The 13,457-nt window shown below is 72.0% G+C and carries 12 protein-coding genes and 1 pseudogene; 11 read left to right on the forward strand and 2 right to left on the reverse strand.

Annotated features, from left to right (window positions below):
* Positions 1–332 precede the first annotated feature (332 nt).
* Positions 333–1,019 (forward strand): M15 family metallopeptidase, encoded by a 687-nt coding sequence (locus tag H299_RS0114615; protein ID WP_027749012.1) that lies wholly within the window; start codon positions 333–335, stop codon positions 1,017–1,019.
* 325 nt (positions 1,020–1,344) lie between these two features.
* Here the strand turns inward: H299_RS0114615 and def are convergent, their stop codons facing one another.
* Positions 1,345–1,950 (reverse strand): peptide deformylase, encoded by a 606-nt coding sequence (gene def / locus H299_RS34215; RefSeq protein WP_051262480.1) that lies wholly within the window; start codon positions 1,948–1,950, stop codon positions 1,345–1,347.
* Here def and H299_RS40435 point away from each other — a divergent pair.
* Together H299_RS40435 and H299_RS0114625 are read left to right on the forward strand one after the other, a co-directional pair.
* Positions 1,914–2,193, forward strand: a pseudogene (locus tag H299_RS40435) (ArsR family transcriptional regulator); the annotation flags it as partial. The gene def and the pseudogene H299_RS40435 overlap by 37 nt on opposite strands.
* A 225-nt stretch (positions 2,194–2,418) precedes the next feature.
* Entirely contained in the window at positions 2,419–2,955 is a 537-nt protein-coding gene (locus H299_RS0114625) for a GNAT family N-acetyltransferase (RefSeq protein ID WP_027749013.1), read from the forward strand.
* A 372-nt stretch (positions 2,956–3,327) separates the two neighbouring features.
* Here H299_RS0114625 and H299_RS34220 read toward each other — a convergent pair whose 3' ends face one another.
* Positions 3,328–4,320: a helix-turn-helix transcriptional regulator gene (locus H299_RS34220; RefSeq protein ID WP_051262481.1), complete on the reverse strand. Its 993-nt coding sequence runs from the start codon at positions 4,318–4,320 to the stop codon at positions 3,328–3,330.
* Positions 4,321–4,411: 91 nt separating this feature from the next.
* On the opposite strand from H299_RS34220, the gene H299_RS0114635 reads away from it, so the two are divergent.
* From H299_RS0114635 to H299_RS0114670, 8 genes are all read left to right on the forward strand, one after another.
* Positions 4,412–4,978, forward strand: coding sequence for a VOC family protein (locus H299_RS0114635; protein ID WP_027749014.1), 567 nt, complete (start codon positions 4,412–4,414; stop codon positions 4,976–4,978).
* A 27-nt stretch (positions 4,979–5,005) separates the two neighbouring features.
* A complete protein-coding gene (locus H299_RS0114640; RefSeq protein ID WP_027749015.1) occupies positions 5,006–5,854 on the forward strand; it encodes an NAD(P)H-binding protein in 849 nt (282 codons plus the stop codon).
* Between the two features lie 226 nt (positions 5,855–6,080).
* The gene (locus tag H299_RS34225) at positions 6,081–6,962 is read left to right on the forward strand and encodes a hypothetical protein (RefSeq protein ID WP_037759053.1); all 882 of its coding nucleotides are present in this window, start codon (positions 6,081–6,083) and stop codon (positions 6,960–6,962) included.
* A 30-nt stretch (positions 6,963–6,992) separates the two neighbouring features.
* The gene (locus H299_RS0114650; protein ID WP_027749016.1) at positions 6,993–7,523 is read left to right on the forward strand and encodes a carboxymuconolactone decarboxylase family protein; all 531 of its coding nucleotides are present in this window, start codon (positions 6,993–6,995) and stop codon (positions 7,521–7,523) included.
* A gap of 80 nt (positions 7,524–7,603) precedes the next feature.
* Positions 7,604–8,878 carry an MFS transporter gene (locus H299_RS0114655; RefSeq protein ID WP_027749017.1) on the forward strand — a complete coding sequence of 425 codons (1,275 nt, stop codon included), beginning with the start codon at positions 7,604–7,606 and terminating at the stop codon, positions 8,876–8,878.
* Positions 8,879–9,012: 134 nt separating this feature from the next.
* The gene (locus H299_RS0114660) at positions 9,013–9,846 is read left to right on the forward strand and encodes an NAD(P)H-binding protein (RefSeq protein WP_027749018.1); all 834 of its coding nucleotides are present in this window, start codon (positions 9,013–9,015) and stop codon (positions 9,844–9,846) included.
* Between the two features lie 83 nt (positions 9,847–9,929).
* Positions 9,930–10,586, forward strand: coding sequence for a class I SAM-dependent methyltransferase (locus H299_RS0114665; RefSeq protein WP_027749019.1), 657 nt, complete (start codon positions 9,930–9,932; stop codon positions 10,584–10,586).
* 47 nt (positions 10,587–10,633) lie between these two features.
* Positions 10,634–13,450, forward strand: a complete 2,817-nt coding sequence (locus H299_RS0114670; RefSeq protein WP_027749020.1) for a helix-turn-helix transcriptional regulator — start codon at positions 10,634–10,636, stop codon at positions 13,448–13,450.
* Positions 13,451–13,457: the final 7 nt, after the last annotated feature.

The raw sequence follows: 13,457 nt of genomic DNA on the forward strand, positions 1-13,457 counted from the left end.
CGTACCATACTCTAGATCGGTTACCTTCAGGGGAGGCTGAGGTTGTCCCTTTGGCCAGTTCTGTTGCAGGTCCTGGTCTCGTGGAGCGTCCTGGTTGTCCGAACCGCCGCGGGTCAGTCGGCGACTGTGAAGAGAACCTTTCCCGCGACCTTGGCATTCATCAGTCGACACTGGTGATCCAGATCAACCGTTTGAAGCCGACCTTGGACAGCCTCTCTTCGTTCGGGCCGAACGGGCGCGGTCATCAAGGTGACTCGATTCGGCAAGCGCGTCGTCGCGGCGGCTCGGCAGATCCCAGCTGAAGGGGCGCAAGGGCACGAGATGATCGAGTCATGACTGAGATCGTTCTGATGTCCGACCCGAAGGTCGCAGCCGTTCCTGTTCAGGAGTGCGGTGAACGGCTCGTGGATCTGCGACGAGAGGGTCGCCTGATGGTCGACGAGCGCAAGTGGCAGGACTCCGCCGGTGCCTTCGCCTACCTGCGCGAAGGAGTGCTCGATCGCCTCCTCAAGGCACAGACACAGCTTCCCCAAGGGGTGCGGCTGCTGTTCGTCGAGGGGTATCGCCCGCCGTCCCTTCAACGCCACTACTTCGACGAATACGCGGCTCAACTGCGTACGGAGCATCCGGGATGGGCCGCAGACCAGGTCCGTACGGCGGCCAGCCGCTACGTGTCCCCTCCTGAGATCGCACCGCACAGCGCCGGAGCAGCTGTTGACCTGACGCTTGCCGATGACGACGGGTGTGAACTCGACATGGGTACGCGTATGAACGCGACTCCGGAGGAGAGCGCGGGCGCCTGCTACACGCAGGCTTGCAACATCAGCGACCAGGCTCGTTCTCATCGGAACATCCTGAGCACCGCCCTCACCGCTGTCGGCATGGTCAACTACCCCACGGAGTGGTGGCACTGGTCATACGGAGACCGCTACTGGGCCTTGGAATCAGAGGCGGCAGTCGCCCGCTACGGGCCCAAGGAACTCGACCAACCGCAGATTTCGCGCCCGCACCAGAAGTAGCCCGCCACCGGGTGCCGGCCGACGGCCGCGGACGGCACCCGAGGAGCTGACATGTTCGTGAGACGAACTCGGCATGACATGGCGTGAGGCAGCCTGAAGAGCCGCAGATCGCAGCGAGTCCCTAAGGGCTGTCCCGTAATCCGCGGTGGATCAGCGCACGGCGTCAGATGCGGTGCCCTGCAAGGCGGAGGGTCGTCCTCATACCGGGCCGTATTCGGACGATCCGACAACGCGGCAGGGGACCGTAGCTGGCGTCGTGCGCCCGCCGGGGATTACGGGACGGCCCTTAGGTCATGGATCGCGAGATCCTGCGCGGGGGGCGGGTTCACCGGGTCAAGGCGGCCGCCTTCCTGGCGCGCCGGGCGAAGACGTCCGCACGGCGCTCCTCCATCTGCTGCAGCGCGTCCTTGCGGTCGCGCTGGGAGAGCCGGTCGAGATACGTGTGACCGAAGAGGTGGTCGGTCTCGTGCTGCAGACACCAGGCGAAGTAGCCCGTTCCCTCGATGACGAGAGGGCTGCCGTCCTTGTCGACTCCGCGGGCGACAGCACGATCGGTGCGGGGAACCGCCATGGCGGCACCGGGCACGGACAGGCAGCCCTCGAAGTCGTCGATGAGCCGGCGGCTTCCCGCATCGAGCAGGTCCAGAACGGGGTTGATGAGGTGGCCGACATGCCGGACTCCCTCGTCGTCCGGGCAGTCGTACACGAACAGACGCAGGTCGACGCCCACCTGGTTGGCGGCCAGACCGGCGCCGTCGGCCACGTGCATGGTCAGGAACATGTCGTCGATCAATGCCGACAGCTCCGGAGTCCCGAACTCGGTCACTTCCCGGCACGGACGGCTCAGCACCTCCTCACCCACCACCGTGACCCGGCGAACCGCACCCCGTCGCGCTGGCCCGCGGGCTGGAGGACGAGAGCTGGCAGCGATGGCTGACCCAGCGGGACGAGGCGCCGACCGAATGGCGCCACGACGAAGCCTTCAGCGCCGTCGCCTACCTGACACCCGAAGAGTTGAGCCGGGTCGCGGACGTGAGCCGACGGGCGCTCCGGCCCTACCAGGACCGCGAACAACGCTCCCCTGGCCCGGCCCGACGGCGCTCGACCGGTGGCCCTCAGCACCCGACTGTTCCCGATGCTTCCCCATACGGCAGATGGCTCGGACCAGGAGTGAGGAGTCGTCGGCCGCTCCGCGCTCACTTGGGGAATGACATGAGGCTGAGTCAGCAGGGCAGGCGACACCACGTGAGACAGCCTGAAACGTCCAGGTCACCGCGTCGCTACAGGACACAGCGGCTGAGAACCCACAGGGGCGGGTTCGCTGACCCGGTGCCCGGACGGCGCAGATCGGCCCCGGAATCGCTTGTCCCGTGCTCGGTGGAGAGATCATGATGGGGGAATGTCTGAGAACCAGGTCTCTGTGGAACCGGCTGTGGTGCGACTCCCCCGGTACACGGAGGCGGACCAGCAGGAGATCCTCGGCAGCGGCGGCGATCCTTTCGGTGTTGCCTCGACCGGTCTGACCTGGCTGCCGAAAGAAGAGCACTTCGGCATCAGACGTGACGACCGGCTTGTGGCACACGCCGGCCTGCGGCGGCTTCCTGTCGTCATCGGCGGCACCGAGACAGAGGTGGTGGGCGTCGGCGGGGTGGCTGTCGCGCCCGACCTGCAGGGTCAGGGGCTGGCGCGGCTCGTCGTCACAGCGGCACTGGAGCACGCCCGGACGATGGGTCCTCAGCACGCACTCCTGTTCTGCCGATCTCCCCTCGTCCCGCTCTACCAGCGCCTCGGGTGGCACCCGCTCGACAAGGAGGTGCTCGTCGAACAACCCGGAACCCGCCTGGTGACCATGCCGCTGCGGACGATGGTCACGCCCCTGCGCGACGACGCCCGCTGGCCCTGCGGGCCGGTGCGACTGCGCTCGCTCCCCATGTGACGGGCCCCTTGAGGGAGGACTGCCCGGCGCATTCCTCGAACTCCGGGCTGCGGAAATGACACGTTGCTGAGGCAGCGGCTCGGCGACATGACCTGAGACAACGAGAAAGCCTCAGTTCACAGTGCTGCCACCTGACTGCGAAGCTGAGAACCCACATTTTTTGCAGGGTCTCAAATTTCGCGACACAATCTCAGATCCGATAGCACATCGGTGGCACCTATGCCGTATTCGTGAGAATTGCCGGCCTGGGCTCTTATCCTTTCGGATGATGCAGGTTCTGGCTGTCCCGGGTGATCTCGAGTGGTGTGGCTCGCCGCCACGTCTTCGAGCACATTCTCGGAACCGCTGATGTGGGCGATCTTGGTGAACCACTCACTGCCTTGAGAAGGCAGGGCTCGCGGAGCTGGTCGAGGAGGTGGCCTCGGTGAGCCGGTGCCCCCACGCCCTCATGTAGTCGACAGCCTCGTCCGGTCCGTGCACGACGAACGGGGCACCGATCGCGACGAGGCAGAACGCCGCCCAGTCCAGCGACTCGGCGGCGATCTCCACCTGGCACGAGGTGTCGTCCTCGGACCGGACGGTTCCGTAGTGCACGATCTCCGCCCTGATCCGTTCGGCGGGTGCGTGCACTGTCGCCCGCACCCGGTAGCGCGACGGCAGGTCACCGATCCGCGTGCGCACGTAGGCGACCGGATCGTCGTCGGGCAGGCGGCGCGGCGCGAACCTGTTCCCCGTCCGGCGCGGCTCCGTGATGCGGTCGATCCGGAAGATGCGCCAGTCGGCACGGTCCACGTCCCAGGCCACGAGGTAGAGCCGGTTCTCGACGTTCACTATCCGGTGCGGTTGCACCGTGCGCCGGGACGGTTCTCCCGCGCCGGGCCGGTAGGCGAACATCACCGCCTCGGCGTCACGACAAGCGAGCGCGAGCGTCGTCAGTGCGGTGATGTCGCCGATGGCGGCTCGGTTCCTGGTCCCCTCGACAGGGACTGCCACGGCCCGCAGGCTGTCGATCCTGCCTCGGATGCGCGACGGCAGGACCTGCACGAGCTTCGCCATCGCGCTGACCGCCGCCTCCGCCGAGGCCGGGTGTGCACCCGTGGCGATCTCCTTCAGTCCGAGCACCGTCGCAGCGGCCTCGTCCTCGCTGAGGACCAGGGGAGGGAGGGCCGCTCCCGCGCTGAGCTGGTAGCCACCACCGGTTCCTCGTGTCGTGACGATCGGGTAGCCCAGTTGCTGCAGTCCGCCCACGTCCCGGCGGAGGGTCCGCTCGCTGATGTTCAGCCGGTGCGCGAGCTCGGCCCCTGACCAGTGGCGACGGCCCTGGAGGAGCCCGAGGATGTCCAGTGCTCTGGTGCTGGGCGACATGTTCCCCAGGTTAGTGGACTAGTGGCCAGATACTGACCGGAAGCCGAGCGAGGGTGGGGTCACCAGCCGAGCACCAAGAAGGAGAAGAACCATGTCCGTCTCTCAGCCCTCCGCCGTCCCCGCGGCTCCCGCGGGGTCCGCAACGGTGGACCCGTTCATCTGGACCGACGACGCGCCCGGTCTGATCAGCTTCCTGGCCGACGTGTTCGGCGCGACCGAGGTTCCCGAGGCCAGGACGTCCGATGCCGATGGCCTGGTCCTGCACTCCGAACTGCAGATCGGCGACTCCACCCTCACCATCGCCGACCGCAAGCCCGGCTGGCCCTACACGCCGGCGTTCGTACGCGTCTACGTCGAGGACCCGGCCGCGACCCTGAAGCGCGCCGTCGCAGGCGGTGCCCGGGTCGTCACCGAGCCGACGGACTTCTGGGGTGACGTGCTCGCGCGCTTCGCCGATCCGTTCGGGCACCTGTGGTGGGTCTACAAGCACAACCCGGGCGCTGCGACCTGGGACGAGGCCGGGAGCGACGCCGCAGCCGATGCTGGGGACTCCGCGGGCGAAGAGTCCTGGGAGTCGTTCGCGACGCCGGAGCTGACGTACCTCCACACCACCCTCATGGACGCGATGGCCTCGCTGCGCGACCCTCGCACACGCTGACCACCCCCGGAGAAAGGGCCTGACAGCATGCGCGTTCTGGTTACCGGCGCGACCGGACGGGTCGGTCGACACCTTGTCGCAGAACTTCTCCAGGGCGGGCACGAGGTTCGTGCCCTGACCCGCGATCCCGGCACAGCACACTTCCCCGAGGGCGTACAGGCAGTAGGCGGCGACCTCGCCAAGGTCGAGACCCTAGGCTCCGCCTTCGACGGCATCGACGCGATCCACTTCATCACCTTCGGCGGGGAGGACTACGCGGACCTGACCAACGGCGCAGACCTCGTCGACCTGGCCGAGCGGAGCGGAGCCCGTCGCGCGACGGTGCTCGGGAGCTGGTCCTCGACCAGCGTCGATACCGAGGTCCAGCGCAGCACCATGGGATGGACCCTGCTGCACCCCGTCGAGTTCATGGCCAACATGCTCGACTGGGCCGACGAACTCAAGGCCAGTGGCACGATGTCCGCCCTGGCCGGCTACCCGAGCGCGATGATTCACGAAGCCGACATCGCGGCAGTCGCGGCCCGCGCCCTGACCGAGACGGGACACACGGGACGGACCTATCCCCTGACCGGCCCCGAAGCGCTCACCCCACGGGAGCGCGTCCGCATTCTCGCGGAGGAGACCGGTCGGGACCTCTCCTTCGTCGAGCTGACCGTGGATCAGGAACGCACACGCCTGCGCGGGTACGGGTACGACGACGACTATGTGGAGTTCGGCATCCACCTGGCCACGAGTCCGCCCGCCGAAGCAGGAGAGGTCCTGCCGACCGTAGAGACGGTCACGGGCTGCCCTGCGCGCACTTTCGCCGAATGGGCGCACGAGAACGCGGCACGATTCCAGCCGGTCGACGGGATCGGCTCGGAGCCCCGGGACTGACAGCGCCCGGCACGGGTGTCGCCCCTCGGCCCTGTCCGAGGGCGACACCCGTGGAATCGGCTCCCTCCCCCTCCCCGCAGGCCGCAGTCCGGCGGTGGCGCTGACCCGTGCTGGTGAAATCTGCGCAGCCAGGGCTCGCGGGAATACCCCCTAGGGGTATATGGTTGTGATCGTTGTCCTGCACGGGCGACGACGCCGCAAGGCGCAGCACACCCAGGGAGACGTCATGACGAACCACTCCGGCCACGGCCCCAGCGACCACGGCAGCCACGGCGGCCACAGCGCCCACGGCGGCTCCCGCCCCGGCGGGCTGGCGGTCGCCGAGCACGGGTACGCCCTCGAACTGGACTCGCCCGTCCGCGCCGCCGGCGTGCAGCCGGTCAGCTTCCGGGTGACCGGCCCCGACGGGCAGGCGGTGACCGAGTTCACGCCCGAGCACGAGAAGGAGCTGCACTTCATCGCCGTCCGGCGCGACACGGCCGGTTTCCAGCACGTGCACCCGGTGCGGGACGAGAAGGGCACCTGGAGCGTCGAACTGGCCCTGGACCCGGGCGACTGGAGGTTCTTCGCCGACTTCCACCCGGCCGGCCACGACGGGACCCTGACGCTGGGGGCCGATGTCGCGGTCGCCGGGCCGTACGACCCCCGGCCGCTCCCCGAGGCCACCGGGCTCGCGCGGATCGGCGAGTACACCGTCGCGCTCGAGGGCGCGCTCCTGCCCGGCGAGGCGAGCGAGCTGACCCTCACCGTCAGCCGTGACGGCCGCCCCGTCACCGACCTCCAGCCCTACCTGGCCGCGTACGGGCACCTGGTGGCGCTGCGCGTCGGCGACCTGGGCTACCTGCACGTCCACCCGGAGGGCGAGCCCGGCGACGGCGTCACCGCGCCGGGGCCCGGGATCGCCTTCATGGCCGTCGCGCCCTCGGCCGGCACCTACCGCCTCTACCTGGACTTCCAGCACGACGACGTCGTCCGGACGGCCGAGTTCACGGTCCGGACCACGGCAGCCCCGCCCGCACCCGGGCACGCGGGCCACGACCACGGCGGCCACGGGCAGCACGGCGGCCCCGCACACCCCGCACACCCCGGCCCTCACGGCCACCACTGAGCAGCCCCCGTACCGGAAGGAAGGCGCGCCATGCCCCGCCTGACCCGACTCACGCCCGACACGGCCGTCGGCGCCTCCCGCGACCTCCTCGCCGACCTGGCCTCCCGCCACGGCCGGCCCGGCGACATGGTCTCCACGATGGCCCACTCGCCCGCCGTACTGGGCGGCTACCTCCAGCTCAGCCGCGCCATGGGACGCGCCAAGCTCCCCCGCGCGACCAGCGAGCGCATCTCGATCGCCGTCCAGGCCCGCCTGGGTTGCGGGCTGTGTCTCGACGCGCACGTCGGTGCCGCCCGCGCCCTGGGCGTGGACGAGGAGGAGATCGAACGGGCCCACGCGGGCACCTCCGCCGATCCCGCGATCGCGGCGATCCTCACCCTCGCCCTCCAGGTGCACCGCGAGCCCGCGTCGATCACCGACGCGCAGGTCAGCGCGGTGCGCGGGCACGGCTACAGCGACCGCGCGATAGCCGACGTCGTCGGCATCGTCGCACTCAACGTCCTCACCGGCGCTTTCAACCTGCTCGCCGGTCTCACACCGGGGAGCGACGCCGGTGCGTAGGAAGACCCCCGCCTGTGCGCGCGGGGCACGGCCGCCGCCCCGGGGCCGTGCCCCGCCGCAGGGACACGAAGGAACCCGCCATGCGCCTCTTCGCCCTCCGCGACTACCGCCGCCTCTTCGGTGCCCAGGTCATCGCCCTGTTCGGCACCGGGCTGACGACGGTGGCCCTCGGCCTCCTCGCCTACGACCTCGCCGGTCCGCGCGCCGGACTGGTCCTCGGCACCGCCCTGACCCTGAAGATGGTCATGTACGTGGTCATCGCCCCGCTGGCCGCCGCGTACGTCGACCGGCTCCCGAGGAGGATGTTCCTGGTCCTCCTCGACGTGGTGCGCGGTGCGGTCGTCCTGGCACTGCCGCTGATCACCGAGGTCTGGCACATCTACGTCCTGATCGCGCTGCTCCAGGCCGCGTCCGCGGCATTCACCCCGACCTTCCAGGCCGTCATCCCCGACATCGTCACCGACGAGGCCGACTACACGCGCGCCCTGTCCGCCTCCCAGGTCGCCTCCACCATGGAGAGCCTGCTCAGCCCCGTGCTGGCGGCCGTCGCCCTGACCTTCCTCAGCTTCAACTGGCTGTTCCTGGGCACCTCCGCCGGATTCCTCCTCTCCGCCCTGCTCGTCCTGGCGACGCGTATCCCCGACGCCCGCCCCAGCACCCGCACCGGGGCCTGGGCCAAGGCGACCTCGGGGATCAGGACCTTCCTGCGGACACCGCGGCTGCGCGGCGTCATGGCGCTCAACCTGGTGGTCGCCGCGGCGGGGTCGATCGTCGTCGTCAGCACCGTCAACTACGTCCGGGACGAACTGGGCGGCGGGCAGTCGGACGTCGCCTGGATGCTCGCCGCCTCCGGCACCGGTACGCTCCTCGCCGCCCTCGTACTGCCCCCGGTGCTGGACCGGATCGCCGCCCGTACCGTCATGACGACCGGCGCCGGAGTCCTCGTCGGCGGCGCGGCGGGCGCGGTGGCGCTCGTCGCGGCCGGAGCGGCCACCCGGACCGGTACGGCGCTCGTGTGGGCCGTGATCGGTGTCGGCATGGCGCTGGTCATCACCCCGACCGGCAAGGTCCTGCGCGCCTCCGCCGGTCGGCACGCGATCCCCGAGGTGTTCGCGGCGCAGTTCTCCCTGTCGCACCTGGCCTGGCTGCTCACCTACCCGATCGCGGGGTGGCTCGGCACCAGCGGGGGCTTCACCCTCACCTGGTCCGTGCTCGCGGCCCTCGCCGGGGCGGGCACCGTCGGCGCCCTCGCGCTGTGGCCGCGCCACGAGGGGGCGGAAGCCGTGACTGTCCCGGCGACGCCCCTGCGGCAGGCGTCGCCCGCGGACCGGTCCACCCTGTCCCGGGCCGCGTGAGGCGCGGGGCCGCGTGCAGCACCGCGCCGACGTGGTCAGCGGCAGGTACCTGCCAGGGGCCTTCTTGACTTGAAGTTAAGTTGAGCTTCTAGTGTTTCCCCCAGTTGGCCACCTGACGACGGGAGAAGGCGCTCATGATTCTTGTGACGGGAGCCACCGGGAACATAGGAAGTGCCCTGCTGAAGGAACTGCACGCGTACGGTGCCGGTCCGCTGCGGGGTCTCACCCGTGACGCTGCACGGGCCTCCTTCCCCGAGGGGGTCGAGGCAAGCGAGGGCGACTTCGCTGAGACAGCCTCGCTGAAGCCCGCGCTGGACGGCGTGCGCTCGCTGTTCCTCGTGTCGGGCATGGGCTCGGATGCGGACATCCTCGACGCTGCCCGGCAGGCAGGTGTGGAGCATGTGGTGCTGGTGTCGTCCATCACTGTCCAGACCCATCCGCATCTCGGCCCTGCCGGCGAGAACCTGGCGGTCGAGCGGCTGCTCAAGGACAGCGGCATGGCCTGGACGATTCTGCGGCCGACGCAGTTCGCCTCGAACGCCCTGTGGTGGGCGGAGTCGATCCGTGAGCGTCAGGCGGTCCGCGTGCCCTATGCGGACACCGGGCTCCCCACGATCCATCCCGCGGACATCGCGTCGGTGGCGCGCACCGCGCTGACCGAGGCCGGTCATCGGGGGCGGACCTACGCCCTGACCGGTCCGGAACGGGTGACCGCCCGCCAGCAGGTCGAGGCCATCGCGGCAGCCGTGGGCCGGGACGTGCCGTTCGCCGAGATCAGCCGTGCCGAGGCCCACCGTGACATGGCCGCGTTCCTGGGAGAGGAGTCCGCCGATGCGGTGCTCGATGTGACGGGCGGGGACGTCAACGACGAACTGCTGGCGGTGCGTGACACGGTTTCACAGATCACTGGAACCCCGGCCAGGCCATTCAGCCAGTGGGTGTCGGCGAACGTGGCCGCCTTCCGTTGAGCCGCCCGCCGCCGGTGCGGTCAGGAAGCGGAGTCCGTCACCGTGCCGCTCGCGGCGGAGACGGCGTCCCGCATCCTGACCGCATGACAAGACCACTGGACCGCGCCCTTCGTGCTCTTGACCGGTTCAACGCCGCGCACCCGTGGGACCACAACGCCCACTACCACCCCTGGATGCTGCGGCAGCTCCCGCGACGCGTCGGCAGCGCCCTGGACGTCGGCTGCGGCAGCGGTGACCTGGCCAGGCTGCTGGGCGGGCGCGCGGAGAGGGTGTGCGCCCTCGACTCCGACCCGGAGATCATCGCCCGGGCACGGGAGGCGACTCCCCCGGCGGCTCCCGTCGTGTTCACCACCGCGGACGCGCTGACGGGGATTCCCGCGGGCTCGTACGACGTCATTACGTGCGCCGCCACGATCCACCACCTGCCGTTCACCGACGCCCTCACCGTCCTCCGCCGGCACCTGGCGCCCGGCGGGACGCTCGTGGTCCTCGGGCTGGCCCGCCCCGCGACCCTGGGCGACCACCTGCTGGCGGGCGCGGCCAGCCCGCTCAACGCCGCCACGGGCTGGCTCAGGAACCGGGGCCGCACCGCGCCCCGCCCGGTCGCGATGACGGCCAGGACCCGGCCGGCGGAGATGAGTTTCCCCGAGATCGTGCGCGAGGCCCGCGCCGTCCTGCCCGGTGTCCGGCTGCGACGCCGGCTGTTCTGGCGCTACACGCTCGTGTGGCAGCACCGTTGAGCGGCCTCTCCGTCGGGCTCCGCGGGCCGGGGTGCCAGGATCGGGGCATGTCTGGGCCGGTGGAGCTGTGGGGGAGAGAGTCGGAGACGGACGCGATCGCGGCCCTGCTGGCCGGGGCGCGTCGCGGCGAGAGCGCGCTGCTGGTGGTGCGCGGGGAGCCCGGTATCGGCAAGACGGCGCTCCTCGACCACGCGGCGGGCACGGCCGTCGGGCTGCGGCTGATCCGCGGTACGGGCGTCGAGTCCGAGGCGGAACTGCCGTTCTCCGGACTGGAGTCGCTGCTGCGCCCGGCGCTCGGCCGCCTCCCGGCGCTGCCCGCTGCGCAGCGCGCGGCGCTGGAGGCGGCGTGCGGACTCGGCGCGGGTGTCGGGGCGGACCCGATGCTGGTCGGGCTCGCCGTACTGTCCCTGCTCACGGAGTACGCGGACGAGGACGGGCTGCTGTGCCTGGTCGACGACGCGCAGTGGCTGGACCGCGCCTCGCGGGACGCGCTGCTCTTCGCCGCCCGGCGGCTGCGCGCCGAGGGCATCGCCATGCTCTTCGCCGCGCGGGACGGCGAGGGCTCCTTCCTCGCCCCCGGCCTGCCGGAGCTGCGCCTGGCCGGCCTCCTCCCGGCGGCTGCCGCGGCCCTGCTGGACCGGCACCCGCTGCCGCCCGCGCTGCGCCTGCGGCTGCTGGCCGAGGCGCAGGGCAACCCGCTGGCCCTGCTGGAGCTGCCCGTCGCGCTGGGCGCCGAACCGGCCGGGGCGTCCGCCCCCGGGGCGCTGCCCCTGACCGGGCGGCTGCGGCTGGCCTTCCACGGCCAGATCGGCCGGATGCCCGAGGCGTCGCAGACCCTGCTGCTGGTCGCCGCAGCCGACGAGGCCGGTGAGCTGGCCACGGTCCTGCGGGCCGCCGAGTCCCTGGGCGCGGGCGTCGCCGACCTGCTGCCCGCCGAGCGGGCGGGCCTCCTCGTCCGCACCGGCCCCGCGGACGACCTCCGCTTCCGGCACCCCCTGCTCCGCGCCGCCGTCTACCAGCGCGCGCCGGTCGGCCACCGGCTGGCCGTCCACCGGGCGCTCGCCGAGGTGCTCGACACCGCCGAGTACGCGGACCGCCGGGCCTGGCACCTCGCGGCGGCGGCCACCGGGCCGGACGAGGAGGCGGCGGACGCGCTGGAGCGTGCCGCGTCCCGGGCCCGGGAACGCAGCGGTCACGAGGTCGCGGCGGCGGCGTACGAACGTGCGGCCCGCCTGAGCGCCGGGCCCGGGGCGCGGGCGCGGCGGGAGGCCCTGGCCGCCGAGGCGGCCCTGGAGGCGGGCGACCTGGCGCGGGCCGGGGACCTGGGGCGCCGCGCGGCGGCCCGGACGGGCGGGGTGCCCGCAGGCGGAGTTCCGGCGGGCGGTTCTCCGTCGGCGGGCGCCCCGGCAGGCGCCCCCGGAAGCCCGGCCGTGCGCGCGCGGCTGGCCCAGGTCCAGGCGCTCGCGGACTTCTGGCAGGGCGCCTACCCGGCCGCACACCGGCGGCTGCTGGAGGGGGCCGCGCTCCTGGGGTCCGCACCGGACGGCGCACCGCAGCAGGCCGCCGAACTGCTGATCCAGGCCGTGCACACCTCGTGGTACCTGGGCGAGCAGCACCTCGCGGCGACCCTGGAGCGGCTCGCGGCGCTGCCGCTGCCGGACGCCGACCCGCTGGCGCCCGTCGCCCGCTTCCTCGTACGGCTGCTGAACGTCGGCGCCGCCGCGCCGCCGCCGCCGCTGGGCGAGACGCTGGAGGCGGTGCGCCGGCGCGGCGAGGCGCCGGACCAGGCGCTGCTGATCCTGTGCGGCGCGGCGCTGGCCCGGGGCCAGGACGCCGACGCCTACCAGCTGGCCCGCACCCTCGCGGCGGCCCACCGGGAGAGGGGCGGGGCCGGGCGGCTGCCCACGGTGCTGTTCTTCACGGCCGAGGGTGAGCTCTTCACCGGACGCCACCTCGACGCGCTCACCACGGCGACCGAGGCGCTCGGCCTCGCGCGGGACACCGGCCAGCGGCAGTGGGTCAGCCAGTTCCACAGCGTGCTGGCCTACCTCGAAGCCGCCAAGGGCGCGGAGGACGCCTGCGGGCGGCACGCGGAGGCCGGGCTGGCGGGAGCGGCGCCCGGGGTGATCTCCCCGGGCGCGCCCTGGGCGTACTGGTCGCTCGGCCTGCTGGACCTGGGCCTGGGGCGCGCCGAAGCCGCCCTCGCCCGGTTCGAACGCCTCACCCGGGAGCCGGTGCGCCACCACCTGTGCGCGCTGCGGTCCACCCCCGACCTGGTGGAGTCGGCGGTACGGGTCGGGGCGCCGGAGCGCGCCGCCGAGCCGCTGGCCCGCTTCGCGCGGTGGGCGGAGTCGGTCCGGCAGCCGTGGGCGGACGCGCTGGTGCTGCGCTGCCGGGGCCTGCTCGGCACCGACGACCGGGCCGAGGAGGCGTACGCGGCGGCGCTGCGGGCGCACGACCAGGACGGCCGCCCGCTGGAGTACGCCAGGACGGCGCTGCTCTACGGCGAGTGGCTGCGCAGGGCGCGCCGCAAGACGGAGGCGCGGGGCCTGCTCGGCGGCGCGCTGGAGGTCTTCGACCGGCTGGGCATGGCGCCTTGGGCAGACCGGGCCCGCGGCGAACTGACCGCGACCGGCGCCCCGGACCAAGGCGCGCGCGCCGGGGAGGGCGCGGCGGCGGCGCTCACCCCGCAGGAGTTGCAGATCGCCCGGCTCGCCGCGCAGGGCCTCTCCAACCGGGATATCGCCGCACAGCTCTTCCTCAGCCACCGCACGGTCGGCTACCACCTCTACAAGACCTATCCCAAGCTCGGCGTCACCTCCCGCGGCGAACTGCGGGACCTTGCCGCCGGTCTGGGGCTGTGAGTACGTT

The organism is Streptomyces sp. CNH287 (genome assembly GCF_000424825.1).